At 43.8% G+C, this 24,357-nt stretch carries 29 protein-coding genes and 5 tRNA genes; 23 read left to right on the plus strand and 11 right to left on the minus strand.

The window, feature by feature from the left end:
- Positions 1–136: 136 nt before the first annotated feature.
- Entirely contained in the window at positions 137–325 is a 189-nt protein-coding gene (locus DN53_RS16870; protein ID WP_129656103.1) for a hypothetical protein, read from the plus strand.
- A gap of 77 nt (positions 326–402) precedes the next feature.
- On the opposite strand, the gene DN53_RS16875 is transcribed toward DN53_RS16870, so the two are convergent.
- The 11 genes from DN53_RS16875 to DN53_RS16925 all read right to left on the minus strand — a co-directional run bounded on the left by DN53_RS16875 (position 403) and on the right by DN53_RS16925 (position 10,624).
- Positions 403–1,899 carry a M20/M25/M40 family metallo-hydrolase gene (locus tag DN53_RS16875; protein WP_129656104.1) on the minus strand — a complete coding sequence of 499 codons (1,497 nt, stop codon included), beginning with the start codon at positions 1,897–1,899 and terminating at the stop codon, positions 403–405.
- Positions 1,900–1,932: 33 nt separating this feature from the next.
- Entirely contained in the window at positions 1,933–2,694 is a 762-nt protein-coding gene (gene trpA / locus DN53_RS16880) for a tryptophan synthase subunit alpha (RefSeq protein ID WP_129656105.1), read from the minus strand.
- A 92-nt stretch (positions 2,695–2,786) separates the two neighbouring features.
- Complete coding sequence (trpB, locus tag DN53_RS16885) at positions 2,787–3,968, minus strand: tryptophan synthase subunit beta (RefSeq protein ID WP_129656106.1); 1,182 nt, start codon at positions 3,966–3,968, stop codon at positions 2,787–2,789.
- Positions 3,965–4,660: a phosphoribosylanthranilate isomerase gene (locus tag DN53_RS16890; RefSeq protein WP_129656107.1), complete on the minus strand. Its 696-nt coding sequence runs from the start codon at positions 4,658–4,660 to the stop codon at positions 3,965–3,967. The genes trpB and DN53_RS16890 overlap by 4 nt, the downstream gene beginning before the upstream one ends.
- A gap of 108 nt (positions 4,661–4,768) precedes the next feature.
- Positions 4,769–5,554, minus strand: a complete 786-nt coding sequence (trpC, locus tag DN53_RS16895; protein WP_129656134.1) for an indole-3-glycerol phosphate synthase TrpC — start codon at positions 5,552–5,554, stop codon at positions 4,769–4,771.
- Positions 5,555–5,641: 87 nt separating this feature from the next.
- Positions 5,642–6,637, minus strand: a complete 996-nt coding sequence (trpD, locus tag DN53_RS16900) for an anthranilate phosphoribosyltransferase (protein WP_129656108.1) — start codon at positions 6,635–6,637, stop codon at positions 5,642–5,644.
- An 86-nt stretch (positions 6,638–6,723) separates the two neighbouring features.
- Positions 6,724–7,290, minus strand: a complete 567-nt coding sequence (locus DN53_RS16905; protein WP_129656109.1) for an anthranilate synthase component II — start codon at positions 7,288–7,290, stop codon at positions 6,724–6,726.
- A 2-nt stretch (positions 7,291–7,292) separates the two neighbouring features.
- The gene (locus DN53_RS16910) at positions 7,293–8,687 is read right to left on the minus strand and encodes an anthranilate synthase component I family protein (RefSeq protein WP_129656110.1); all 1,395 of its coding nucleotides are present in this window, start codon (positions 8,685–8,687) and stop codon (positions 7,293–7,295) included.
- Positions 8,688–8,930: 243 nt separating this feature from the next.
- Positions 8,931–9,503: a YceI family protein gene (locus tag DN53_RS16915; RefSeq protein WP_129656111.1), complete on the minus strand. Its 573-nt coding sequence runs from the start codon at positions 9,501–9,503 to the stop codon at positions 8,931–8,933.
- 35 nt (positions 9,504–9,538) lie between these two features.
- A complete protein-coding gene (locus DN53_RS16920) occupies positions 9,539–10,171 on the minus strand; it encodes an NAD(P)H-dependent oxidoreductase (RefSeq protein WP_129656112.1) in 633 nt (210 codons plus the stop codon).
- Positions 10,172–10,177: 6 nt separating this feature from the next.
- Positions 10,178–10,624, minus strand: a complete 447-nt coding sequence (locus tag DN53_RS16925) for a MarR family winged helix-turn-helix transcriptional regulator (protein ID WP_129656113.1) — start codon at positions 10,622–10,624, stop codon at positions 10,178–10,180.
- A gap of 133 nt (positions 10,625–10,757) precedes the next feature.
- On the opposite strand from DN53_RS16925, the gene DN53_RS16930 reads away from it, so the two are divergent.
- The 22 genes from DN53_RS16930 to rplA all read left to right on the plus strand — a co-directional run bounded on the left by DN53_RS16930 (position 10,758) and on the right by rplA (position 24,351).
- Positions 10,758–11,315, plus strand: coding sequence for a TlpA disulfide reductase family protein (locus tag DN53_RS16930; RefSeq protein ID WP_129656114.1), 558 nt, complete (start codon positions 10,758–10,760; stop codon positions 11,313–11,315).
- 194 nt (positions 11,316–11,509) lie between these two features.
- Complete coding sequence (locus DN53_RS16935; RefSeq protein WP_129656115.1) at positions 11,510–11,818, plus strand: rhodanese-like domain-containing protein; 309 nt, start codon at positions 11,510–11,512, stop codon at positions 11,816–11,818.
- 6 nt (positions 11,819–11,824) lie between these two features.
- Entirely contained in the window at positions 11,825–12,334 is a 510-nt protein-coding gene (locus DN53_RS16940; RefSeq protein ID WP_129656116.1) for a DinB family protein, read from the plus strand.
- Positions 12,335–12,355: 21 nt separating this feature from the next.
- On the plus strand, positions 12,356–13,636 hold the full coding sequence (locus DN53_RS16945; protein WP_129656117.1) for a DUF2851 family protein: 1,281 nt from the start codon (positions 12,356–12,358) through the stop codon (positions 13,634–13,636).
- 8 nt (positions 13,637–13,644) lie between these two features.
- Positions 13,645–13,872: a PspC domain-containing protein gene (locus tag DN53_RS16950; RefSeq protein WP_116217522.1), complete on the plus strand. Its 228-nt coding sequence runs from the start codon at positions 13,645–13,647 to the stop codon at positions 13,870–13,872.
- A 3-nt stretch (positions 13,873–13,875) separates the two neighbouring features.
- Entirely contained in the window at positions 13,876–14,883 is a 1,008-nt protein-coding gene (locus tag DN53_RS16955; protein WP_129656118.1) for a potassium channel family protein, read from the plus strand.
- Between the two features lie 85 nt (positions 14,884–14,968).
- The gene (locus DN53_RS16960; RefSeq protein ID WP_129656119.1) at positions 14,969–16,645 is read left to right on the plus strand and encodes an alanine/glycine:cation symporter family protein; all 1,677 of its coding nucleotides are present in this window, start codon (positions 14,969–14,971) and stop codon (positions 16,643–16,645) included.
- 11 nt (positions 16,646–16,656) lie between these two features.
- The gene (locus DN53_RS16965) at positions 16,657–17,514 is read left to right on the plus strand and encodes a ComEA family DNA-binding protein (RefSeq protein ID WP_129656120.1); all 858 of its coding nucleotides are present in this window, start codon (positions 16,657–16,659) and stop codon (positions 17,512–17,514) included.
- 34 nt (positions 17,515–17,548) lie between these two features.
- Complete coding sequence (locus DN53_RS16970) at positions 17,549–18,688, plus strand: acyl-CoA dehydrogenase family protein (RefSeq protein WP_129656135.1); 1,140 nt, start codon at positions 17,549–17,551, stop codon at positions 18,686–18,688.
- 70 nt (positions 18,689–18,758) lie between these two features.
- Positions 18,759–18,953, plus strand: coding sequence for a 30S ribosomal protein S21 (gene rpsU / locus DN53_RS16975; protein ID WP_119642038.1), 195 nt, complete (start codon positions 18,759–18,761; stop codon positions 18,951–18,953).
- Between the two features lie 98 nt (positions 18,954–19,051).
- A complete protein-coding gene (locus DN53_RS16980; RefSeq protein WP_129656121.1) occupies positions 19,052–19,942 on the plus strand; it encodes a tyrosine-type recombinase/integrase in 891 nt (296 codons plus the stop codon).
- 54 nt (positions 19,943–19,996) lie between these two features.
- Positions 19,997–20,299 carry a ribosome hibernation-promoting factor, HPF/YfiA family gene (hpf, locus tag DN53_RS16985; RefSeq protein ID WP_129656122.1) on the plus strand — a complete coding sequence of 101 codons (303 nt, stop codon included), beginning with the start codon at positions 19,997–19,999 and terminating at the stop codon, positions 20,297–20,299.
- A gap of 102 nt (positions 20,300–20,401) precedes the next feature.
- Positions 20,402–20,475, plus strand: a tRNA-Thr gene (locus tag DN53_RS16990).
- A 23-nt stretch (positions 20,476–20,498) separates the two neighbouring features.
- Positions 20,499–20,581, plus strand: a tRNA-Tyr gene (locus tag DN53_RS16995).
- Positions 20,582–20,661: 80 nt separating this feature from the next.
- Positions 20,662–20,734: transfer RNA gene (locus tag DN53_RS17000), tRNA-Gly, on the plus strand.
- Positions 20,735–20,832: 98 nt separating this feature from the next.
- Positions 20,833–20,904: transfer RNA gene (locus DN53_RS17005), tRNA-Thr, on the plus strand.
- 47 nt (positions 20,905–20,951) lie between these two features.
- Positions 20,952–22,139, plus strand: coding sequence for an elongation factor Tu (gene tuf / locus DN53_RS17010; RefSeq protein WP_129656123.1), 1,188 nt, complete (start codon positions 20,952–20,954; stop codon positions 22,137–22,139).
- 68 nt (positions 22,140–22,207) lie between these two features.
- Positions 22,208–22,280 (plus strand) — tRNA-Trp (locus DN53_RS17015).
- A 21-nt stretch (positions 22,281–22,301) separates the two neighbouring features.
- Entirely contained in the window at positions 22,302–22,490 is a 189-nt protein-coding gene (gene secE / locus DN53_RS17020; RefSeq protein ID WP_116217529.1) for a preprotein translocase subunit SecE, read from the plus strand.
- Between the two features lie 6 nt (positions 22,491–22,496).
- The gene (gene nusG / locus DN53_RS17025; RefSeq protein ID WP_116217530.1) at positions 22,497–23,048 is read left to right on the plus strand and encodes a transcription termination/antitermination protein NusG; all 552 of its coding nucleotides are present in this window, start codon (positions 22,497–22,499) and stop codon (positions 23,046–23,048) included.
- Between the two features lie 155 nt (positions 23,049–23,203).
- Positions 23,204–23,641 (plus strand): 50S ribosomal protein L11, encoded by a 438-nt coding sequence (gene rplK, locus DN53_RS17030; RefSeq protein ID WP_116217531.1) that lies wholly within the window; start codon positions 23,204–23,206, stop codon positions 23,639–23,641.
- A gap of 20 nt (positions 23,642–23,661) precedes the next feature.
- Positions 23,662–24,351, plus strand: coding sequence for a 50S ribosomal protein L1 (rplA, locus tag DN53_RS17035; protein WP_129656124.1), 690 nt, complete (start codon positions 23,662–23,664; stop codon positions 24,349–24,351).
- Positions 24,352–24,357 lie beyond the last annotated feature (6 nt).

The following is a 24,357-nucleotide window of genomic DNA, read 5'->3' on the forward strand; positions in this document are numbered from 1 at the left end:
CTCTTTTGAGCTTAAAATAAAGAGGAAAAATATCGGTTATTCCTTACAGGTCAATTGAAAAGGGCCATTGGTCAATTTGGGAAGCATTTAATGAGTGTGTTTGCCTAATTTGATATGAATCAAAATATATAAAACCATGAAATTACCTACAAAGATTTTCGGACTTGTTTTTCTGATGGCCTTATTCATGTCTTGTTCTACCCATAAATCGTATACCAAGAGCAGTACCGCACCGGGTCAAGTTAAAAAATATACAGGTGCCAAAAGTGCCAAGGCATACGCCCCGGGTCAACAAAAGAAAAAGAACAAGAAGGACCATTTTTAGAGAACGTGTAGTCATTAAAATAAAAACCCCGAAAACCTATTTTTCAGGAATTCGGGGCTTTTTTATTGGAGCTTACCTTAGTGCATTGTAGTGGTAAGTATCCCATAAAATGTCTTAATGCCGTAGGCTAGTTGCCCAATTTTTAAGTTTTCATTGGGACTATGCTGGTTGTTGTCCGGGTTTACCATGGGAACAATGAATGCAGGAATCTTCAATTCGTTGATGAACGGGGCAATGGGTACGGTTCCTCCCGTGGTACGGATTTGAATGACATCCTTTCCAAAAGTGTCCTTCAATGTATTTACTAAAAACTGGCCATAGGCGTTGTCCAAATCCGTTCGGAAGGCGTCTGTGACACTTTCTTCGGTTACCGTGACCACTTTTTCATGGGCCATTCGCTCTGCCTTGGTCGGTACATGGTCCAAAACCTGATAACCTTGTTGGGCAATATGGTCCTTCACCAATTTTTTAAGACGGTTGCCGTCACTTTCCACCACCAATCGAAGGTCAAGCTCCGCTGTGGCACTTTCCGGTACAATGGTACGGGCCTTTTCCCCGATCCAACCCGACCCCATCCCGCGGATGTTCAAAGAAGGATATTGTAGGGCTTCTTGGTAAAAGTTGCCTACTTGTTCGGCAGATTTAAACTGTAGCTTATCCGAAATCTCCGCATCGCTATCCGGTACACTCTTTAATATGGCCATGGTGGGCTCATCTATGGAGATACCATCATAATATCCGGGAATGGTCACTTTGCCATGGGCATCTTTCATGCTGGCTAACAACTGGGCCAATTGAAACCCGGGATTTGGTGCATAATTTCCATAATGACCACTATGTTGTGGTTTTATTGGACCATAGGTAGTTACGGTTAGGGTGGTTATGCCACGACACCCGTAGACCACCGTAGGGTCTCCCGATGGGTGTACAGGACCATCGGCAATGACCAAAAAATCGGCCTGCAACAGTTCACGGTATTGCTTTACCGCCTTGGGTAGGGGTTGACTGCTTTTTTCTTCCTCACCGTCCAAAATGACCTTAACGTTAAAAGGAATTTCAGCTCCTTGTTTTTTAATCAGGTCGATAGTGTTCAACAACATCACAATCGGCGATTTGTCATCCGATGTGGAACGCCCAAAAAGTCGCCAATCATAGTTGATGTCATCATCCAATTCATCAAAAGAAACCGTTTTGAACCCATCCCCGTCGGGTGCCTTCAGCACGACTTCGTACGGATTGGGTTGGTTCCATTTGGAAGGGTCCACGGACTGCCCATCAAAATGCATATAGATGAGCATGGTGGGTTTGTTGTCCTCAACAGGCAAAGCCGCAAAGAACAAGGGCATATTTTCCGTTTCCAGTACGGCGGTGTTGAAGCCACGCTCACTGAATTTTCGTTTGAGCCAAAGGACATTATCCTCAATATCATCGGCATTGAGGGCATCATTGGGAATGGAAATAAAGTCCCTTAGTTCCGTAATGGCTTGGGCCACTTGACTCTTTATGGCCACTTCATCTTGACCAAAGGCAGAAAGGGTACATATGGTGAAAAGGAAAAAAACAGCTTTTTTCATAGGAATTCTCGGGTTGTTTTTTGAACTCGAAAATTAACGAATTTGATTCACAAAATCACTTATATGATCCACTCCATTTTGGGTCAAATGTTTGATGAAGGCCGAACCAATGATCGCTCCTTTGGTGTTTTTGGTGGCTTGATCAAAGGTTTCCGCATTGCTGATGCCAAAGCCCACAATTTGGGGATTGCTCAGTTCCATGGCGGCAATACGGTCAAAATATTGGGTCTGTTCGGTTCCAAAACCCGATTTGGCCCCAGTGGTACTGGCAGAACTGACCATATAAATAAATCCGTCCGAAGCCTTGTCAATGGCCCTGATCCTTTTTTCACTGGTCTGTGGGGTGATCAAAAACACATTGATCAGTCCATATTCTTTAAAGATAGGTTCGTATTCCTCTTGGTACACATCCAACGGTAGGTCGGGTAAAATAAGCCCATCAATGCCTATTTCGTGACATTTTTGGCAAAAGGCCTCCACGCCGTATTGAAAAACTGGATTGAAATAGCCCATGATGATCAAGGGGATGGAAACGGTTTCCCTGATATCCTTGAGTTGCTCAAAGAGCAATTCGGTATGCATGCCATTTTTAAGGGCAATGGTGGAACTTTCCTGAATGGTAGGTCCATCCGCCAAGGGATCGCTAAAGGGCAATCCAATTTCAATAAGGTCCACCCCGTTTTTTTCCAGATCTTGGATGATTTTTATGGTATCGTTCAACTGGGGATATCCCGAAGTAAAATAGATGGAAAGGATTTTTTTGTCCTCTTGCAGTTTTTGTTTGATTCTGTTCATGTTAAACTTTGTTTTTGTCATTCCGCACTTGATGCGGAATCCATTTTCAATCTAGCTTTGGATTCCTGCTTTCGCAGGAATGATATCTATCCTTATAGGTTGAAATAATCAATGTAATTCTGGAGGTCCTTATCGCCTCGTCCAGATAGGTTTACCACCACAACGTCATCCGCTTTGAACTTCCTATCCTCAAAAATGGCGAGTGCGTGGGACGATTCAATTGCGGGAATGATGCCTTCCAATTCACAAAGTCCCAATCCTGCCTTCATGGCCTCATCATCGGTAATGGAAATAAACTCACCCCTTCCCGAAACATATAAATGGGCATGAAGAGGTCCAACACCCGGATAGTCCAGTCCAGCGGAAATGGAATACGGTTCCGTGATCTGTCCATCCGGTGTTTGCATCAGCAAGGTCTTACTGCCATGGATGATGCCCACTTTTCCAAGTGCTGAGGTAGCGGCACTTTCCCCGGAATGTATGCCTTTACCGGCGGCCTCAACCGCAATGATGCCTACCTCGGGTTCATCCAAGTAATGATAGAAGGCTCCCGCGGCATTGCTTCCACCGCCCACACAGGCCACTACATAATCGGGATTTTTACGGCCTTCCTTTTCCAAAAGCTGGGATTTGATCTCTTCGGAAATTACCGATTGAAACCGGGCCACCATGTCTGGGTAGGGGTGGGGTCCCACCACCGAACCGATGATGTAATGGGTGTCAACCGGATTGTTGATCCAATCCCGGATGGCCTCGTTGGTAGCATCCTTAAGGGTCCTACTGCCCGATAGCGCTGGACGTACCTCGGCCCCCAACATTTTCATACGGGCCACATTGGGTGCTTGTCTGGCAATATCGATTTCACCCATATACACCACACACTTGATGCCCATAAGGGCACAAACGGTGGCCGTTGCCACTCCATGCTGACCTGCACCGGTCTCGGCAATGATTCGGTTTTTGCCCAATTTTTTGGCCATCAAAATCTGACCAATGGTATTGTTTACCTTGTGCGCCCCTGTATGGCAAAGGTCTTCCCGTTTCAGGTAGATCTTGGTGTTGTATTTTTCGGAAAGGCGTTTGGCAAAATAGAGTGGGGTGGGCCGGCCCACATAATCCTTCAACAATTGATGGAATTCTTCCTGAAAGGAAGGCTCCGCCATGATTCGGAGATAGTTTTGCCGGAGTTCCTCGCAATTGGGGTAGAGCATTTCCGGGATGTAGGCACCCCCAAACTCACCGTAATAACCCCTTTCATCAGCGTGATACGTCATTCGTTATTGGTTTTAAGTTGTAAATGGTCGTTGAGCGCTTCTTGGAACGCTTTCAATGACGCTATGTTTTTTAGTCCAGGTTGTGTCTCAAATCTACTGTTGACATCTATGGCGTAACAGTATGTTGAGGCCGGACTGTTCATGAATTCTTTCAATTTTTCAACGGATTCCAAACCAATGCCCCCACTTAAAAAGAAGGGTTGGGTAGATGGATAGTTTTCCAAGATGGACCAGTCAAAGGTGTAACCGTTCCCACCGGGCAGTTTGCCCTTGGTGTCGAACAGGAAATAATCGCATACCCCTTCGTAATCTTTCAAAATGGAGAAATCAAAATTGTCCTTGATGGAAAAAACCTTGATGATTTCTATCCCGTCACCCCGAACTTGTTTCGGGGTCTCATCCTTATGTGATGCTGAAACCAGTTCAGCATGACGTAAAGCATCACAATAAGCAACACCCTCCTTGCCATGAAGTTGTACGGCATCTAATGAGTATAGTGCAACTTTTTCCAAAACTTCCTCCAAAGGGGCATCCACAAAAACACCTACTTTTTTGATGGACTTAGACAGGTTTGGCATTTCACCTTCAAAGGCGCGCGAGGAAGGTTCCCAAAAAATAAAACCCAGATAGTCGGGTTGCAATTGGGCCACCTCCAGGGGGTTTTGGTTCATGCCGCAGACCTTTAGTTTCATAGTTCGTTTTTTTTTGTCATTCCGATATGAGCAAAGTGATTGAGGAATCTCAACTCAGATTTCTCACTTTGATTGCGACTGCGCTCAATCTGACAGTTCGAAATAACCTTATCTATTTAATTCATTTATAAATTCCTTTGCACTCTCCCCAGGATCATCCGTTTTCATGAAATTCTCCCCGATCAAAAAACCTTGGTAACCATAGGTTTGAAGGTCCTTTATGGCTTCCACAGAACTAATGCCACTTTCAGAAACCTTTACAAAATCATCCGGAATCTGTTCCGAAAGGGTTTTACTGGTCTCCAAGCTTACTTCAAAGGTTTTGAGGTTCCGGTTGTTTACCCCAAGCATGTCCAAGCTGGGCATGATGGATTTTTGTAGCTCCTCTTCATTGTGTACTTCCAAGAGTACATCCAACCCTAAACTTTTTGCCATTTCCGAAAAGGTTTTGATTTCTTCACGGTCCAAAATGGCCGCGATCAATAAAATAACATCGGCACCATAGGCTTTGGCCTCCAAAATCTGGTATTCGTCAATGATGAACTCTTTGCGAAGTAGGGGCATGTTCACTGCAGCACGGGCCAAGATCAAATCGTCCAAGGAGCCCCCAAAATATTTGCCATCGGTCAAGACCGACATGCCGCATACACCTGCCGTTTCATACCCCATGGCCACGTCCTGTACATTCAAACCTTGGTTGATGACCGATTTCGATGGGGAACGTCGTTTGTGTTCCGCAATGATGCCTGTGGTACTATTTCGCAAGGCTGTCGCCAAGGAGGTAGATGTACGTTCCATCAATACGGATTGCTCCAATTGTGAAGGGGTGATCAATGATTTTTTCAAATCGACCTCCTTGCGTTTATCGGCTACTATTTTATCCAGTATATTCATTTCTTGTGTCATTCCGCACTTGATGCGGAATCTATTATTTTTTATGGTTGGATTCCTGCTTCCGCAGGAATGACAAGATTGAAAACTTTAATCTCTACTCAATTCCTGCAATTTTTTCAAAGCTTCCAGTGCCTTACCACCCAACAAGGCTTCCTTGGCTTTTTCAAAGCCGGCTTTTGGGGTGATGCTTTCCACGGTGGCGATGGCTACTCCGGCGTTGGCGCATACCACATTGTTCTGTGCTTCGGTGCCTTTGCCGTTCAATACATTTAAAAATATCTGTGCCGATGCAGCAATGTCCTCACCTCCGGTGATTTCTGATTGCGAAATTTTTTGCACTCCAAAGTCATTTGGACTGAGCATAGCCTCTGTATTGTTGGAAATGGTTTTGGTGTCTCCCGTCAAGGAAATCTCATCATACCCGTCCAAGGCATGGAGTACCGTGAATTTTTTATCGGTGTTCTGATAAAGGTAGCCGTACATCCGTGCCAGTTCCAAATTAAACACGCCCACCATCTGGTTTTTAGGGAAAGCGGGATTCACCATGGGTCCCAACATATTGAAAAAGGTCTTTACGGCCAGTTCCCTTCGGATGGGGGCCACATTTTTCATGGCGGGGTGGAACAAGGGGGCATGTAGCACACAAATGCCGGCTTCCTCAATGGATTTCTTCAGGAAATCGGCCTCATTGCTGAACTTGATTCCCAAGAATTCCATCACATTGCTGCTCCCACATTTTGAGGAAACCCCATAGTTACCATGTTTAGTCACTTTTACTCCAGCTCCGGCTGTTACAAACGAAGCCAGTGTAGAGATATTGAAGGTGTCCTTACCATCACCGCCAGTTCCACAAAGGTCAATGGGGTCGTAATCGGATAGATCCACGGCCAAGCAAAGCTCCAAGAGGGCGTCCCGGAAGCCTTCCAGTTCTTCAATGGTGATGCTTCGCATCATATATACGGTAAGAAATGCCGCAATTTGAGAGGTGTTGTAATCGCCTTTGGCAATGTTCACCAAAATCTGTTTGGCCTCTTCCTTGGGCAGTATCTCGTGATTGATAAGTTTATTTAATGTCTCTTTCATCTTCTTTGCTTGTTATTCCTGCGAAGGCAGGAATCTGTTTTTTGAATTCATTTGGATTCCCACTTCCGCGGGAATGACATAAACAATCAACTGTTTAACCAATTTTTTAGCATTTGTTTTCCTTCTGGGGTCAATACGGACTCTGGGTGAAACTGAACGGCGGTCACATCGTATTTTTTATGACGAAGCGACATGATCTGTCCGTTTTCATCCACCGATGTGGCTTCCAATTCCTCCGGTAGATTGGAGTCCACCACCCAAGAATGGTATCTTCCCACTTGGAGTTCTTTGGGCAATCCTTTATAAATGGGGTCGTCTTGGGTCACCGTAATGGTGGTGGCCACTCCGTGGTACACCTGATCGAGGTTGATCAAGCTCCCTCCAAACACTTCACCTATGGCTTGTTGCCCCAGACACACCCCGAAAATCCGTTTGGTGGGGGCGTAGGTCTTTATAATTTCCTTGAGCAGCCCGGCTTCATCTGGAATCCCGGGTCCAGGGGACAATACTATAAGGTCAAAGGGTTCCACTTCATCCAAAGTAAGCTGGTCGTTCCGTTTTACAGTAACCTCACAATCCAAATCTTCCAGATAATGCACCAAGTTATAGGTGAAGCTATCGTAGTTGTCTATCATTAAAATCTTTCTTCCCATGATCAGATGGTTTCTGCAATTTCAAGGGCTTTGTTCAATGCGCCCAATTTGTTATAGGTCTCTTGTAATTCGTCGTCCGGATTGGAAGCAGCCACCAATCCTGCCCCAGCTTGGTAGTGCAGTTCATGGTTTTTGCTCAAAAAGGTGCGGATCATGATGGCATGGTTAAAATTGCCCTTGAAATCCATAAAGCCAATGGCTCCACCATAATAGGCCCGACTTGTTTTTTCATACTTCTCGATGAGTTGCATGGCCATATGCTTGGGTGCACCACTCAAGGTTCCCGCGGGGAAGGTATCGGCCACCACTTTCATGGTGGTGATGTCCTGTTTTTTTTCCGCAGTGACCTTCGATACCAAATGGATCACATGCGAGAAATACTGCACCTCCCGATAGGTGTCCACATTTACGGTATTTCCATTGCGACTAAGATCGTTCCGGGCCAAGTCCACCAACATTACGTGTTCGCTGTTTTCTTTATCGTCCTGGGCCAATTGTTTGGCCAGTTCGGCATCTTTTTCATCATTTCCAGTACGTTTGTAGGTGCCGGCAATGGGGTGGATTTCAGCTTTGCCATCCTTTACGATCAATTGTGCTTCGGGCGAGCTGCCAAAGATCTTAAAATTGCCATAATCAAAATAGAAGAGGTAAGGGGAGGGGTTAATGGAGCGTAGGGCCCGGTATACATTGAATTCGTCCCCTTTGAATTTTTGGGTAAACCTTCGGGACAACACCAATTGGAACACATCGCCCCGCTGACAGTGCTTTTTGGCCAGTTCCACATGGGCTTTGTACTCTTCGTCCTTCAGGTTGGATTTGGGTTCGCCTTCCTTGGTGAAATTGTAGGAGGCGAAGTTCCGAACATTGAAAAGCTGTTCTATCTCATCCACATTGCTTTGGGTATCGTAGCAATGGGCAAAAAGATAGGCTTCGTTCTTAAAGTGGTTTATGGCTATGATGTTCTGATAAACGGCGTAGTAAATATCCGGAATGCTGACAGAATCCTCCTTTTTCGAGATCTCCACATCTTCAAAATAGCGGACCGCATCATAGGCCATATAGCCAAAAAGACCATTGTAGATAAACTTGAACCCATTTTGGGTCACCAAAAACTGCTGCCCGAAATTGTGTATCACCTCAGTGACATCGGTTTCTGATGTGATGGGGGTCATTTCTTTTGAACCATCGGGAAACCGTTGGGTTATGGTTTCGTTTTCCACTTTAATGTAGGCAATGGGATTGCAGCAGATATACGAAAAACTGTTGTCGTTGGCATGGTAATCGCTACTTTCCAAAAGGATACTGTTGGGGAACTTGTCCCGAATCTTCAGGTAGACGCTCACCGGGGTAATGGTGTCTGCCAGGATTTTTTTGTAATGGGTTTGAAGTTTATACATCTTAAACTGTTATAAATTAAAAAAGGCCTGTCGTGATGACAAGCCTCTTGTATGATTATAATGGGGACTTAGCTCACGACTTTCGAAGTAAGTTGATCCACCACCAAGTATTTGCGATTCTGCGATTCATTGCTTCAAATATAGAAAGGAAATTTTAACCAGCAAACAAAGATTTGTTTTAAAATTGGAAATCCCGTCCAAGATAGTCTCAAACGGGATTTCCACACACTAAACAGGAGCTGATTACATCTGTAGATCAACTACCAAATCAAATTCGTCATAGATCAATTTGTCTTTGGCTGTTCCAATGATTCCCGATCCGTATTTTACATCGTATTTGGTCCTGTCAATTTTTAAAGTGGCAGTGGCCTTATCTCCGTAAATGGATACATCAAAGGTTACGGGCTTGGTAATGCCCTTAATGGTTAGATCACCGGTAACTTCATAGCTATTTTTTCCCGAGGATTTTACTTTGGTGAACACCAATTTTGATGTAGGGTTGCTGTCAGTGGCAAAGAAATCTGCAGAGCTCAAGTGCCCGTCCAGTTTGTTTTTGTAATCGCCTTCCAGGTCTGTGGTGTTTATGGAGGTCATATCTACTACAAACTCACCGCCAACCAATTTTTCGCCGTTGAACTCCAAGGCACCGGATTGCAATTTTACGGTCCCGGTATGGGAACCAGCAACTTTATAGGCTTTCCAGGTTACACTGCTTTCTTCGGCCTTAACGGTTTTGGTTTCCTTTTCAATGGGGTTTGCCATTGTGGAAGCACCGATGAATGTGGTCAATACCAAGCTTAAAACTGTCTTTTTCATGATTGTGTTTAAATTTTTGTTTTTAACTATTACGATTATATATGGGTGAATAATTCCTCTTTTGATTTTCTGACCTTTGGTAGGTTTTGGGTCTGATCTTCTTCGGACCTATAGCCCACGGCTAAAACCACAGCTGCATTAAGGTCTTTTTCGGTAAGCCCCAAGATTTTGTTGTATTCCTCTGCTTGGAAACCTTCCATGGGGCAAGTGTCTATTTTTAGTTCCGCTGCAGCCTGTAGGGCATTGCCCAGGGCAATGTATACCTGTTTTCCGGCCCAGCTGGCTTTCACATCCGTGGGTAGACCCACTAAGTTGGATTTCATCATTTCGGCGTAGCCATTGAGGCCATCCAACGGAATATCCCTTGTATCACTCAGATTGGTGATGAAATCATCGACCAGTTCCTCGCCAAAATCTGTTGCATGGGCAAAGACGATAAGGTGCGATGCATCCGTGATTTGTGATTGGTTCCAAGAAACAGGTTTCAGCCTCTCACGAACCTCTGGGTCGGAAATCACGAATACATGGTAGGGTTGCAATCCGTAGGAAGAGGCGCTCAAACGCGTGGCTTCCAATAGACTGTTCAAATCTTGATGCGATATTTTTTTTGAGGCATCAAATTTTTTGGTGGCGTAACGCCAGGTCCTATGTTCTAAAATGTTGCTCATCTGTATTTAAAATTTATCCAAAAGGAGGTTTAATTGTTCCAGTTCTTGTTTAGTGAAATGTTGAACGATATCATGCTCGGCTTCGGCCACTACTTTATCCATTTTGGAAAGTACTTCCGAACCACTTTTGGTGATCAGAATTTCGACCTTACGCCGATTGGATGGGCATACGCTGCGATCTACGTAGCCTTTGGCCAGTAACTTGTCTACCAATCGGGTGGTATTGCTCATCTTGGTCACCATGCGCTCATTTAAGGTGGATAGGTTGGCAGGCTGCCCTTTCTGTCCTCTTAAAATCCGCAGTACATTAAATTGTTGGAGCGAAACCTCAAAAGGTTTCAGGGCATTCCCTACTACTTCATAGATTTTGTTGTGAATCAAAGTGATATGAATCAAAGTCCTGGATTCCAGCGGCATCTTCTGCGAAGTCTTTATGATTTCCTCAACATTCATGTATAAACAATATTTGTATATACAAATGTATGTTGAATTTTTGTTTCTACCTTTGGTGTCACCGATAAATTTTTGTTAAAACAAAATGAAGGGCAGTGGCAACATGTAATTTTATAGGGTTAAAATTCAGGTAATGAATAGTTTAAAGTTTTTAGGGGTGATTCTTTTGGGATTGATGATAGGTTGTGGCAACAAGACTGGAAAGAACACCACCGATAATGGTTTGGAAGCCCAAAAGCAGTCGCAAGCAAAAATAGGGCAGGAAGAGCCTGTAAAATTTCCCGTGTATAGCTTCGAAGATTTTGAGCCTCTTTTGCATCAAAATGATGATAAAACCTATGTAGTGAATTTTTGGGCCACGTGGTGCAAACCCTGTATTGCAGAGATGCCTTATTTTGAGCGTATACATGCCGAGCAAAAGGATAACAATGTGGAAGTGTTGCTCGTGAGCTTGGATATGCCCGGGATGTGGAAATCCCGATTGGAACCTTTTGTGGAAGAAAAGGGGATGAAATCCAAAGTGGTCATTTTGGATGATCCCAAGCAAAATGAATGGATTCCCAAAGTCTCGGAAGATTGGGGTGGGGGAATACCCGCTACCTTAATATATAATAAGGACAAACGAACCTTTTACGAAAAGGGTTTCACCTATGAGGAATTGAATGAAGCTTTGGCCACATTTTTAAATTAGATGTTAAGGTGCTTCAAACTTTAGGACTGTTTGTGTTGGGAATGATTGGATGTATTTTAGGCGGGAAAGGAAATTGAAACCCAATCCACAAAGGATGTGGCATTCAATAAAAAGTGCATTGAAATTTATAGAGATAAAAATCCGGGGTAACGCTCTGGATTTTTATTTTTGCAGTATCTAAACCTATAGTAAAGATGGATTTATCACAAGAAGAGTGGACAGAGCAATTGGAGAATGATGACAACGCCGTTATTTTGGATGTCAGAACCCCCGAAGAAATCGAGGAAGGGTATATTCCAGATGCCCTTAAAATAGACATTTATTTGGGCCAGGAGTTTATTGATGAACTGGAAAAATTGGACAAGTCCAAAAATTACTACGTATACTGCAGATCGGGTAACCGAAGCGGGCAGGCGTGTGCCATCATGAACAGTATTGGCTTTGGGAACACCTATAACCTTGAGGGAGGTTTTATGAACTGGGAAGGCGAAATCGCCGAGTAGAACCCTATGCAACTACAGGAGGTCATAGAGGAACTGGAGAGAAACCGCAAGGTTTTTAGGGAAACTATGGCCCATTTGCCCCATCCACTTATCCATTGGAAACAAAAACCCACGGATTGGTCCTTATTGGAAATTATCTGCCATTTGGTAGATGAGGAAAAAGAAGATTTTAGGGCTCGGGTGGATCATACCCTACAGCACCCAGATGAGCCCCTCGCCTCCATTGACCCTGTAGGATGGGTAACCAAGCGGGATTATGGTGGGCAGGACTTCCAGAATAAGGTGGAGCAATTTGACAAGGAACGCCAAATCTCCATTGCGTGGTTGCAGACCGTTGCAGACCTCAATTGGGAGAATTCCCTATACCATCCTGAGTTGGGGACCATGTCTGCCCGTTCCTTTTTATATAATTGGTTGGCACACGATTACCATCATATTCGTCAAATCAATCGCATCAAGTATCAATTTTTAAAGCAAAATTCAGGGGATTCCTTGACGTATGCTGGAAATTGGTAGGCATTTTCCTATATTGCTCCCATGAAGGAAGACTTGCTCCATTTTATATGGGGGCAAAAAAAGCTTCATGGAAGACAACTTACCTCAACTGCCAACGAAGCCATACACATTAAGGCCCCTGGAGTCCCAAATCAGTATGCAGGTCCGGATTTTTTCAATGCCAGCGTGGAAATCGGTTCGCAAGCCTGGGTGGGCAATGTGGAAATCCATCTGAAATCATCGGATTGGTATGCCCATCATCATGAGATTGACCCTAACTACGATAATGTTATCCTACATGTGGTTTGGGAAGATGATATTTCGATATTTCGAAAGGATGGTTCACAGATCTGCACCTTGGAACTCAAGAAGTATGTATCCGAAGCACTTTTAAACGGGTATCAAAACCTAATGGAAAATACAAGACCCAAATTCATTAATTGTGAAAAGGATTTTGGGGGAATCGATGCCTTTTTGGTGGATAATTGGCTTCACCGACTTTATATTGAACGGTTGGAGCAGAAATCCAATTTCATTTTTAAACTCTTGGAAGAATCCAACAACGATTGGGAAGGTGTGTTGTTTACCCTATTGGCCAAAAACTTTGGCACCAAGGTCAACGGGGAGTATTTTTTTCAACAGGCCCAAAAATTGGATTTCTCCATGGTTAGGAAGACCAGTGATGAGGTGGAGCAATTGGAAAGTTTGCTATTGGGGCACTTTGGACTCTTGGAGGGAATAGACTGTATGGACCAATACTATATTCAACTTAAAAGGGAATATCAGTATCTGGCTAGAAAATTTGAGTTGTCCCCGGTGTTGTCCCGACCTGAATTCTATGGACTGCGACCGTCTAACTTTCCAACGATACGGGTGTCGCAATTGGCCCATTTGTACGCAAAACAAACCAATGTGTTTGCCCATCTCATGGAATTGGAACAGCTGGAAGACTTTTACCAAGCCTTTGATATAGGGGTCGGATCCTATTGGAAAAACCATTTCACCTTTGGAAAACTATCCAAGGAAAGTCCCAAGAAGCTCACCAAAAGTTTTATTGATCTGCTTATCCTCAATACCGTTGTTCCTTTAAAGTTTTGTTATGCAAAGCATCTTGGAAAAGATCTCAATGAAGATCTTATTGCCCTGGTCCTGCAGATGCCTACAGAAAAGAATGCCATTATGGATGGGTTTGGCAACTTGGGGTACCCAGCCAAAAATGCATTGGAAAGTCAGGCCAAAATTCAGCTTTACACCCAGTACTGTTCCAAAAATAAATGCCTTCAATGCGCTTTGGGCGTACATTTATTGAATAGAAATACATAATTTTAGCCATGGCTTTATTTTACGACACGCTATACTACTTCCAAAAAAGAGGTTTTGAGGTCTGCAGACGTATTGCCGAACGTTTGGGCATACGTGCCCGGGTGGTGCGTACCACTTTTATCTACCTAACCTTTGTTACCTTGGGATTTGGATTTGCCCTCTACCTGTTCATAGCATTTTGGCTAAAGATCAAGGATTTGGTCTACACCAAGAGAACCTCAGTTTTTGATCTGTAACCTATGATACGACTTCTGCGTTCCAAAATAGTATTGGCCCTGTCCTTAATGGTGCTGGTGCTGTTGTTTGGAATGATTGGGTATAGGTTTTTATCGGATTATACCTGGGTAGAGGCGCTGTACATGACCATAATCACGGTAACTACGGTAGGTTTCTCCGAAGTGAGGCCCTTGGATGCCGAGGCAAAGATTTTTACCGTATTTTTAATTGTGACCAGTGTCTTCATTTTTGCTTTTGCCATATCGGTGGTCACGGAATATATTTTGGGAAAAAGCTCTTTGGAGCTGTTAAAAAAGAAGAAAGTGAAAAAACAAATAGACAGTCTTTCCAATCATGTGGTGGTCTGCGGTTTTGGTAGAAATGGCATGCAGGCCGCCGAAAAGTTGATGGCCTATAGTAAACCCTTTGTGGTCATAGAGCGGGACAAGGAGATCATAGACAAGTATGAAGACGAGATTTTGTTTGTGGAAGGGGATGCCAATGAAGATGAGACCTTATTGCAGGCAGGTATAGAAAAGGCCCAATATTTGATCACCGCCGTGCCGGATGATGCGGCCAATCTGTTCATTGTACTGTCTGCCCGCCAGTTGAACCGGTCGCTGTTCATTATAAGTAGGGCATCCCAAGTTACCTCCCTAAAAAAGTTGCAGTTTGCAGGGGCAGACAAGGTAATCATGCCCGATAAGATAGGAGGGGACCATATGGCATCGCTGGTGGTCATGCCCGATTTGATCACCTTTATGGATAAGCTTTCCGTGGAAGGGGAACATACCACCAATCTGGAAGAGGTGGAAATAGAGGAGTTTACCAACCAAATGGACTGCAATTCCATTCGGGATTTGGACTTAAGGCGAAAAACAGGCTGTACCATTATAGGGTATATAGATCCCCAAGGGGAGTACATCATCAACCCGGAAGCCGATCTGGTGCTTCAGCCCAAAAGCAAGGTAATTGTGTTGGGTAGGCCGGAGCAAATACGAAAACTCAACCAAATGTTTCAGATAGGATAGTTAAAAGATCATTAAATTTTTCTGCGTAAAAATTTTTTAGGATATTGCCCACTTTACATCAAATCAAATAATCAAAAACTCATTTATGAAGTATAAACTTCTTAGTATTTGCTCAATTTTTCTACCATTTATGGCCATGGCCCAAGAAGCAGGGGAAATGGGAATAGACGAAAAAATTGATAAAGTTTTTGGAGACCTCACAGGTTGGTTCGTTAACTTCATTTTTTACCAAATACCTTTTTCTGAAAATATTAAGATCTATTGGGTCTTGTTCCCTTTGATCCTGGGAGCCGGTTTCTTTACCTTTTATTTTAGGTTCATCAACTTCACGGGAGTTTGGACCGCCATTAAAGTGGTAATGGGCAAGTACGAGGATATAGAAAAGTACGGTGCCAAGGAATTGTATGGTGAAGAAGGGATCGCTGCCGGGGTTGACATGAACAAGGTGGAAAGCTTGGACAAGCACTTGGCAGACAATAAGGATGAAATTGTAGTGGATGGGGATATTATAGATACCATTAGGGATGAGAGTTCCAATGGGGAAGTATCCCATTTCCAAGCACTGACGGCGGCCTTGTCCGCAACCGTGGGACTAGGGAACATTGCCGGTGTTGCGGTAGCGGTATCCATAGGTGGGGCCGGAGCAACATTTTGGATGATCGTTGCCGGAGTTTTGGGGATGGCCTCAAAATTTGTGGAATGTACCCTTGGGGTAAAGTATAGGGATGTTGGGCCGGATGGTACCATTTTCGGTGGTCCCATGTACTACCTGAACAAAGGCTTGAAGAACAAGACCCTCGGAAAAATATTGGCAGGTGCCTTTGCGGTGATGTGTATCGGAGGTTCTTTTGGTGGAGGAAACATGTTTCAGGTAAATCAAGCCGTTCAACTTTTTGAAAATATGACGGGAGGAACAGAATCCTTCCTATATGGTTACCGTTGGGCCTTTGGTGTTATAATGGCCATTTTGGTGGGTATTGTAATTATCGGAGGTATAAAATCGATTGCAAAGGTTACCGATAAGATCGTACCTTTTATGGTGGTCATCTATGTGGGAGCTTCCCTATTTGTATTGGTGGCCAAGTTTGATATGATCGGTTGGGCCTTCAATGAGATTATCCAAGGCGCTTTTGCCCCCGAAGGAATTGTGGGTGGAGCCGTAGGGGTCATGATCCAAGGTTTCCGTAGGGCAGCATTCTCCAATGAGGCCGGTGTAGGTTCGGCATCCATTGCGCATTCCGCGGTGAGGACCAAATATCCAGCTTCAGAAGGGTTGGTGGCTTTGTTGGAGCCTTTTATTGATACCGTATTGGTATGTACCATGACCGCTTTGGTCTTGATCATTACCGGAAACGTAGACCCAGGCAATGCAGGTTTGAATGATGCCGATGCCATCTTGTTGACGTCCGGTGCATTTGAGTCTGTGATAAGCTGGTTCCCATATCTGTTGACCGTTGCGGTTATCTTGTTTGCCTTCAGTACCCAAATTTCCTGGTCTTACTATGGATATCAAGCATGGGCCTATCTTTTTGGCCGTACCAAACGAACAGAGTATACTTATAAAATCATCTTTTGTTTGTTCGTAATTGTTGGGGCGTCCGCAAGTTTGGGGTCTGTGATCGGTTTCTCCGATGCAATGATCTTTGGAATGATGGTGCCCAATATGGTAGGTATTGTTATCCTAGCGCCTAAAGTCAAGGCAGAACTCAAGAAATATATGGATGCCATTAAATTAAAGGCAAAGGCCATAACGGAAGAATAACCCAATTTGGAATGATAAAAGGATCCCACTTCAGGTTCAACAAACAAGAACGAAGTGGGATCTTTTTTTTATTGCTGATCATCTTCATTTTTCAAGGGATATATTTTTACGTAAAAGCGAAACCTTTTGGCGGAAATCCGCAAGTAAAGGTCAATACAGATGCCCAAACCCATTTGGATAGTTTAAAAGGACTGGCTCAAATGGATGCCGAAAAAATCTTCCCATTCAATCCCAATTACATCACAGATCATAAAGGATATGCACTGGGAATGTCATTGGAAGAGTTGGATCGCCTTTTTGACTACAGGGATGAAAATAAATATATAAACTCGGCCGAAGAGTTCCAAAAGGTAACCCAGGTTTCAGATTCCCTTCTGAATGAAATAGCACCTTACTTTAAGTTTCCAGCTTGGGCCAAGACAGCGTCTGTCATCCAAAAGAAATCGAATCAGAACAGCAGTGAAATCTATAAGGTTGAGGATTTGAATCAGGCCACCGCCGAAGAATTGATGCGCGTCAATGGGGTAGGTCCCACCTTGTCCAAAAGAATCGTAAAGTTCAGGGACCGTTTGGGGGGCTTCGTGGTGAACGAGCAACTGTATGATGTATATGGTCTGGAACTGGAAGTGGTCCAAAGAACGTTGGAACAATTTCAAGTACTTCAACCCCCGGTCATCAAGAAAATCAATATCAACCAAGCTGCGGAGGAAGAGTTGGCCCAGTTGGTGTATATTACCCAAGATATGGCCCGTGAAATTGTACTGCATCGAAAAAGGAACGGACCGTTTTCTTCCTTGGACGAGTTAGTTGGCGTTGGGGCGTTTCCAACCGATAGGATTGAGAGAATTAAGCTATATTTGACCCTATAAAAATGCACGAATGGTTACGGATACCCTATATACAATGAACTTTGATTATTCAGAGACCCAAAAGATGGTCGCCCAGTCTGCCCGGGAATTTTCCCAGCAGCATATACTTCCCCATGTTATGGAATGGGATGAGGCCCAAACGTTCCCTGTTGAGGTTTTTAAGAAAGCCGGTGAAATGGGATTTATGGGCATATTGGTGCCCGAGGAGCTCGGAGGTTCTGGATTGGGGTATCATGAGTACATTGCCATTTTGGAAGAGATTTCAAAAGTAGATCCCGCAATAGGTTTATCCGTAGCGGCCCATAACTCCCTTTGTACCAATCATATTTTGAGTTTTGGGAATGAAGAACAAAAACAACGTTGGATTCCCAAGTTGGCCACGGCCGAATGGTTGGGTGCCTGGGGACTTACAGAGCACAATACCGGCTCCGATGCCGGAGGGATGAACACTACCGCTGTGCGGGATGGGGATTCTTGGGTCTTGAACGGAGCGAAAAACTTTATCACCCATGGAAAAAGTGGGGATATCGCTGTGGTCATTGTCCGGACAGGTGAGAAGGGTGATAGTCATGGAATGACCGCTTTTGTGGTGGAAAAAGGAACACCAGGGTTCACTAGTGGCAAAAAAGAGGACAAATTGGGTATGCGGGCCAGTGAGACCGCCGAATTGATTTTTTCGGACTGTAGGATTCCGGATGCCAATCGCTTGGGAGAAGTGGGAGAAGGATTTATCCAATCCATGAAGGTGTTGGATGGCGGCCGAATCTCCATTGGAGCCCTGTCTTTGGGTGTGGCCAAGGGAGCTTATGAGGCAGCCTTGAAATATTCCAAGGAACGGATACAGTTTGGAAAACCCATTAGCGAGTTCCAGGGCATATCGTTCAAGTTGGCCGATATGGCCACGGAGATTGAGGCTTCGGAACTATTGCTGCACAAAGCCGCTTTCTTGAAAAATGAAGGTCGTCCTATGACCAAACTTGGGGCCATGTGTAAAATGTATGCATCGGAAGTATGTGTGAAAGTCGCCAACGAAGCGGTCCAAATCCATGGGGGTTATGGATATACCAAAGATTTCCCTGTTGAGAAATTTTATCGGGATTCCAAGCTTTGCACCATAGGGGAGGGTACCACTGAAATCCAAAAAGTGGTGATTTCCAGAAATATTCTCAAGTAATTTGTTTGGTAAATAGGATTTAGGTGTATATTTGCACTCCAAAATTCTAAAAGAAAGGAGGTTGTAGCCCATGTTAATTATACCAGTAAAAGAAGGAGAAAACATCGATAGAGCTTTAAAGCGTTTCAAGCGTAAGTTTGATAAGACCGGGACCATGCGTCAGTTGAGAAGCAGACAGCAGTTCACAAAACCTTCCGTACAGCGTAGAGCTGAGATCCAGAAAGCACAGTACATTCAAGGCTTGAGGGACCAAGAGGAAGTATAGGCTCTTGAATAGAACATATACAGCATCCCGTTTCATTTTTGAAACGGGATTTTTTGTTTTTATATGGGTCGGGAAATGGATTTGGCTACCTTTGGTATATGTCCGTTTCCGCATTCATATCCTACCTTCGGTTGGAAAAAAACTATTCTGAACATACGGTAAAAGCCTATGAGCGGGATATTGTTTTATTCTCCAAGTTTTGCAGGGAAGACCATCAAATGGAATCCATTGCTTCCATGGACTATCCCATCATCCGAAATTGGATCGTGTCCCTCTCCAATACCGGGCTGTCCAACCGAACCATCAACAGAAAAATATCTTCACTGCAGGCCTACTACAAATTCTTGCTGAAAGTAGGGGAAATAGAAAGTAGCCCATTGGCAAAGCATAGGGCGCTCAAAACGGAAAAGAAGGTGGAAGTGCCCTTTTCCGAGCCCGAAATGGAAAGAATCCTGTCCGAAATACCTTTTGAGGACAGTTTTGAGGGTTCTCGGGACAAACTCATCATAGAGTTGTTGTACACCACAGGAATGCGAAGAGCGGAGCTGGTACATCTTAAATGGTCCGATATTGACCATTCCAAAGGAATCTTGAGGGTTTTGGGAAAGAGGAACAAAGAGCGTATTCTTCCCCTTTTGCCTGCAACTGAGGTGCTGGTTCGGGAGTATATGGAGCATCGTTCCAGATTGGATAAGGTCGTGGACGAAGCATTTGTTTTTTTGACCAAAGGCGGCCTTAAAATTTATGAAACACTTGTTTATCGTGTCATAAATAAGTATTTTAGTTTAGTGTCCCCCAAGGTAAAAAAGAGCCCACATATTTTGAGGCATACCTTCGCAACACACTTGCTGAACAGGGGGGCAGACTTGAATTCGGTCAAGGAATTGTTGGGTCATTCAAGTTTGGCATCCACTCAAGTGTATACGCACAACAGCATTGCCGAACTTAAGAAGGTTCACCAGAAGGCCCACCCTAGAAACAAGAAATAGAATTCTTGTATTGTTTAACTTCACTGTCGCTTGACAGTATTAAAACTACATCTTATGAAAGTAAACGCACAATCGGTAAATTTTGTAGCGGATGGTAAGCTTTTGGACTTTATCCAAAAACGGATGGACAAATTGGAATTGTTCTATGACAAGGTCATTGATTCGGATGTTTTCTTAAAAGTTGAAAACACTAGTGCCAAAGAGAATAAGATAGTGGAAATCATGGTATCTGTCCCTGGGGATAAGATGATGGTTAAAAAGCAATGTAAGTCCTTTGAGGAGGCGGTCGATTCGGCCTGTGGTTCCTTGGAAAGACAGCTGGTAAGACGAAAGGAAAAATTAAGGGCGAAAGTTTGATCAAAATTTTTTCAATTTTATTTTGAATAAAAAAATAAATCTCTACATTTGCAGTCCGTTAGAAATAGCGGACTTTTTTATGTTCAAAAAAGCGGTAAAAATGCCGATATAGCTCAGCTGGCTAGAGCAGCTGATTTGTAATCAGCAGGTCGTGGGTTCGAGTCCCTCTATCGGCTCGTAAGATACTGAAAAATAAGGCGGGGGGATACTCAAGCGGCCAACGAGGACAGACTGTAAATCTGTTGGTTTTCACCTTCGCAGGTTCGAATCCTGCTCCCCCCACAATGTTGTTTGCGAACAACAGGACGTGGAAAGTTTTTTGAAATGTTGATATTGTTTGGGTGTAAGTCCCAAAAAAAAATGCGGGAGTAGCTCAGTTGGTAGAGCGTCAGCCTTCCAAGCTGAATGTCGCCGGTTCGAACCCGGTCTCCCGCTCTAAACCGATTTTGGAACAATAGGTTTCAAAATGGTGTAGGTTGAAGTTTAACATGCTGGACTTGCAACTTTAAACGCTAAACCTGAAAACGCAATAGGCCGGTGTAGCTCAGGGGTAGAGCGTTTCCTTGGTAAGGAAGAGGTCAGGGGTTCAAATCCCCTCATTGGCTCAAAACGATTTGTACACTAATATAAACTAAGATTAAAATCATTTAAAATGGCAAAGGAAACTTTTGATCGTTCCAAACCCCACTTAAATATTGGTACCATTGGTCACGTGGATCACGGTAAAACTACCTTGACTGCTGCCATCACTACCGTATTGGCTAACGCGGGATTGTCAGAGCTTAGAAGCTTTGATTCTATTGATAACGCTCCCGAGGAAAAAGAGAGAGGTATTACTATCAACACTTCTCACGTAGAATATCAAACTGAAAACCGTCACTACGCGCACGTTGACTGTCCTGGTCACGCGGATTACGTAAAGAACATGGTTACCGGTGCTGCCCAGATGGACGGTGCTATTTTGGTTGTTGCCGCTACTGATGGTCCTATGCCACAGACTCGTGAGCACATCCTTTTGGGTCGTCAGGTAGGTATTCCTCGTATCGTTGTTTTCTTGAACAAAGTTGACATGGTTGATGATGAGGAGCTTTTGGAGCTTGTTGAGATGGAAGTAAGGGAATTGCTTTCTTTCTACGAGTATGATGGTGACAATGGTCCCGTTATCGCTGGTTCTGCACTTGGTGCTTTGAACGGTGAGCAAAAATGGGTTGACACTGTTATGGAGTTGATGAAGGCTGTTGATGAGTGGATCGAGCTTCCTGAAAGAGATGTTGACAAGCCTTTCTTGATGCCTATCGAAGATGTATTTACCATTACTGGTCGTGGTACCGTTGCAACTGGTCGTATCGAAACAGGTGTAGCCAACACTGGTGATGCTGTTGATATCATTGGTATGGGTGCTGAGAAATTGTCTTCCACTATCACTGGTGTTGAGATGTTCCGTAAGATTTTGGATAGAGGTGAAGCTGGTGATAACGTAGGTCTTTTGTTGAGAGGTATCGAGAAATCCGATATCAAAAGAGGTATGGTTATCTGTAAGCCAGGTTCTGTTAAGCCGCACGCTAAATTCAAAGCTGAGGTCTATATCTTGAAAAAAGAAGAAGGTGGTCGTCACACTCCATTCCATAACAACTACCGTCCTCAGTTCTACGTTCGTACAACTGACGTAACAGGTAACATCAACCTTCCTGATGGAGTTGAAATGGTAATGCCTGGTGATAACTTGACAATCACTGTTGATTTGATTCAGCCAATCGCCTTGAACGTAGGTCTACGTTTCGCTATCCGTGAAGGTGGTAGAACAGTAGGTGCTGGTCAGGTTACTGAAATTTTAGATTAAACATTTCATAATAAAATTGCACTAAAGGGTGTCCCGGGTTCCTGGGATACCTTTCAGTGTAATTATAAACGGGTGTAGCTCAGTTGGTAGAGCACTGGTCTCCAAAACCAGGTGTCGGGAGTTCGAGTCTCTCCTCCCGTGCAAGAAAATACACGTAATACTATGTTGACTTACATTAAGGAATCCTTTGAGGAATTAAAAAATAATGTTACCTGGTTGGACAGGGACAAAGCTTCCAATTTAATGGTTGTAGTAGCTGTTTTTTCAATCCTGTTTGCTTTGGCAACATGGGGTGTGGATTCGCTTTTCAGTAAGTTGGTTGGATTGTATTTTGAACAAATAATAGGTTAAGTCGGTATGTCTGAGGTTCTGGAGAAAAAATGGTACGTGGTACGAGCTGTCAGTGGTCAAGAGAATAAAATCAAAGGCTACATTGAAAGTGAGGTAGAGCGTGCCGGTTTCGGAGATTATCTTGAGGAGGTCCTTGTGCCTACCGAGAAGGTCGTACAGATCAGAAACGGAAAGAAGATCAACAAAGAAAGGGTTTACTTTCCTGGATATATCATGATCAAAGCCAATCTAGGAGGGGAAATGGTTCATATTATCCGTTCCATTACCAATGTGATTGGTTTCTTGGGTGAAGTTAAGGGAGGTGATCCCGTGCCTTTGCGCAAGTCTGAGGTAAACCGTATGCTAGGAAAAGTGGATGAGCTTGCTGTCAATACAGACAATGTGGCCATTCCATTTGTGTTGGGTGAAACGGTTAAGGTAATTGACGGACCTTTCAATGGATTCAATGGAACCGTTGAAAAAGTCAATGAAGAAAAGCGTAAGCTGGAAGTGATGGTGAAGATTTTCGGAAGAAAAACACCTTTGGAGCTCAGCTATATGCAAGTTGAAAAGGTTTAGAATCAAGACGGGGAGAAGCAAGATAAAAGACGATGATTGTCTTGGCTCTTGAGTCCAAAAGTCTTGAGTCCAAAAGAAAAGAATTAAATAGAGCTGTTACATATATAAAGCTGTGTTGCTTCCAATTGACACAACTTTAAATTTAATTAGAAACAATGGCAAAAGAAGTAGATAAGGTAGTTAAATTACAAGTTAGGGGAGGTGCTGCGAATCCGTCGCCACCGGTTGGACCCGCCTTAGGTGCTGCTGGTGTTAACATCATGGAGTTCTGTAAGCAGTTTAATGCGCGTACACAGGACAAGCAAGGTAAAGTTTTACCGGTTGTTATCACCGTTTACAAAGACAAATCTTTCGAGTTTGTTGTAAAGACACCACCTGCGGCAGTTCAATTGATGGAAGCAGCTAAGATTAAAAAAGGATCGGGAGAACCTAACAGGGTAAAGAATGGTTCTGTGACTTGGGATCAAGTTAGGACCATTGCCGAAGACAAAATGGCGGATTTGAACGCATTCACCATCGAGTCTGCAATGAGTATGGTTGCAGGTACGGCAAGATCTATGGGTCTTAAAGTGGCCGGAGCCAAACCTTTTTAAAATCTTAAAGCAGTATTTAAATGGCAAGATTGACTAAAAAGCAAAAAGAGGCCCAAGCCAAAATAGATAGAAATAAACTCTATTCTTTGGAAGAGGGCTCAGCTTTAGTAAAAGAAATAACCAATGTAAAATTTGATGCCTCTGTTGATATTGCAGTTCGTTTGGGTGTAGATCCACGAAAAGCAAATCAAATGGTGCGTGGCGTTGTTACCCTTCCCCACGGAACTGGTAAAGACGTTAAGGTTTTGGCATTGGTGACTCCAGACAAAGAGGCAGAGGCTAAGGAAGCCGGTGCTGATTTTGTTGGGTTGGATGAATATTTGGATAAGATAAAAGGCGGTTGGACCGATGTTGATGTAATCATCACCATGCCAAGCGTAATGGGTAAATTGGGTCCATTAGGTCGTGTTTTGGGGCCTAGGGGATTAATGCCCAATCCAAAGACCGGTACCGTAACCATGGATGTGGCCAAAGCTGTATCCGATGTTAAGGCCGGTAAGATAGATTTCAAAGTGGACAAGACAGGAATTGTACACGCTGCAATTGGTAAAGCTTCTTTTTCTGCAGATAAAATTGCAGGAAACGCCAAGGAATTGATTGATACCTTGGTTAAAATGAAGCCTGCCGCTGCAAAAGGGGTGTACATGAAGAGTATTTATTTGTCCAGTACCATGAGTCCAAGTATCCAATTGGATCCCAAAGCAGTTTAATTAACT

The sequence above is a fragment of the Flagellimonas olearia genome (assembly GCF_004150225.1).
Taxonomy (GTDB): domain Bacteria; phylum Bacteroidota; class Bacteroidia; order Flavobacteriales; family Flavobacteriaceae; genus Flagellimonas; species Flagellimonas olearia.

Excerpts from the sequence above, each read along its gene's own strand:
- rpsU (WP_119642038.1), top strand. The coding sequence starts at position 18,759 with ATGTTAATTATACCAGTAAAAGAAGGAGAAAACATCGATAGAGCTTTA.
- trpB (WP_129656106.1), bottom strand. The coding sequence starts at position 3,968 with ATGACGTATCACGCTGATGAAAGGGGTTATTACGGTGAGTTTGGGGGT.
- DN53_RS16905 (WP_129656109.1), bottom strand. The coding sequence starts at position 7,290 with ATGGGAAGAAAGATTTTAATGATAGACAACTACGATAGCTTCACCTAT.
- trpA (WP_129656105.1), bottom strand. The coding sequence starts at position 2,694 with ATGAACAGAATCAAACAAAAACTGCAAGAGGACAAAAAAATCCTTTCC.
- DN53_RS16930 (WP_129656114.1), top strand. The coding sequence starts at position 10,758 with ATGAATAGTTTAAAGTTTTTAGGGGTGATTCTTTTGGGATTGATGATA.
- DN53_RS16950 (WP_116217522.1), top strand. The coding sequence starts at position 13,645 with ATGGCTTTATTTTACGACACGCTATACTACTTCCAAAAAAGAGGTTTT.
- DN53_RS16915 (WP_129656111.1), bottom strand. The coding sequence starts at position 9,503 with ATGAAAAAGACAGTTTTAAGCTTGGTATTGACCACATTCATCGGTGCT.
- DN53_RS16890 (WP_129656107.1), bottom strand. The coding sequence starts at position 4,660 with ATGAAACTAAAGGTCTGCGGCATGAACCAAAACCCCCTGGAGGTGGCC.
- rplA (WP_129656124.1), top strand. The coding sequence starts at position 23,662 with ATGGCAAGATTGACTAAAAAGCAAAAAGAGGCCCAAGCCAAAATAGAT.
- rplK (WP_116217531.1), top strand. The coding sequence starts at position 23,204 with ATGGCAAAAGAAGTAGATAAGGTAGTTAAATTACAAGTTAGGGGAGGT.
- DN53_RS16940 (WP_129656116.1), top strand. The coding sequence starts at position 11,825 with ATGCAACTACAGGAGGTCATAGAGGAACTGGAGAGAAACCGCAAGGTT.
- DN53_RS16945 (WP_129656117.1), top strand. The coding sequence starts at position 12,356 with ATGAAGGAAGACTTGCTCCATTTTATATGGGGGCAAAAAAAGCTTCAT.
- DN53_RS16925 (WP_129656113.1), bottom strand. The coding sequence starts at position 10,624 with ATGAATGTTGAGGAAATCATAAAGACTTCGCAGAAGATGCCGCTGGAA.
- nusG (WP_116217530.1), top strand. The coding sequence starts at position 22,497 with ATGTCTGAGGTTCTGGAGAAAAAATGGTACGTGGTACGAGCTGTCAGT.
- DN53_RS16910 (WP_129656110.1), bottom strand. The coding sequence starts at position 8,687 with ATGTATAAACTTCAAACCCATTACAAAAAAATCCTGGCAGACACCATT.
- secE (WP_116217529.1), top strand. The coding sequence starts at position 22,302 with ATGTTGACTTACATTAAGGAATCCTTTGAGGAATTAAAAAATAATGTT.
- DN53_RS16980 (WP_129656121.1), top strand. The coding sequence starts at position 19,052 with ATGTCCGTTTCCGCATTCATATCCTACCTTCGGTTGGAAAAAAACTAT.
- DN53_RS16870 (WP_129656103.1), top strand. The coding sequence starts at position 137 with ATGAAATTACCTACAAAGATTTTCGGACTTGTTTTTCTGATGGCCTTA.
- DN53_RS16960 (WP_129656119.1), top strand. The coding sequence starts at position 14,969 with ATGAAGTATAAACTTCTTAGTATTTGCTCAATTTTTCTACCATTTATG.
- DN53_RS16875 (WP_129656104.1), bottom strand. The coding sequence starts at position 1,899 with ATGAAAAAAGCTGTTTTTTTCCTTTTCACCATATGTACCCTTTCTGCC.
- hpf (WP_129656122.1), top strand. The coding sequence starts at position 19,997 with ATGAAAGTAAACGCACAATCGGTAAATTTTGTAGCGGATGGTAAGCTT.
- DN53_RS16970 (WP_129656135.1), top strand. The coding sequence starts at position 17,549 with ATGAACTTTGATTATTCAGAGACCCAAAAGATGGTCGCCCAGTCTGCC.
- DN53_RS16920 (WP_129656112.1), bottom strand. The coding sequence starts at position 10,171 with ATGAGCAACATTTTAGAACATAGGACCTGGCGTTACGCCACCAAAAAA.
- DN53_RS16955 (WP_129656118.1), top strand. The coding sequence starts at position 13,876 with ATGATACGACTTCTGCGTTCCAAAATAGTATTGGCCCTGTCCTTAATG.
- DN53_RS16935 (WP_129656115.1), top strand. The coding sequence starts at position 11,510 with ATGGATTTATCACAAGAAGAGTGGACAGAGCAATTGGAGAATGATGAC.
- trpC (WP_129656134.1), bottom strand. The coding sequence starts at position 5,554 with ATGAATATACTGGATAAAATAGTAGCCGATAAACGCAAGGAGGTCGAT.
- trpD (WP_129656108.1), bottom strand. The coding sequence starts at position 6,637 with ATGAAAGAGACATTAAATAAACTTATCAATCACGAGATACTGCCCAAG.
- tuf (WP_129656123.1), top strand. The coding sequence starts at position 20,952 with ATGGCAAAGGAAACTTTTGATCGTTCCAAACCCCACTTAAATATTGGT.
- DN53_RS16965 (WP_129656120.1), top strand. The coding sequence starts at position 16,657 with ATGATAAAAGGATCCCACTTCAGGTTCAACAAACAAGAACGAAGTGGG.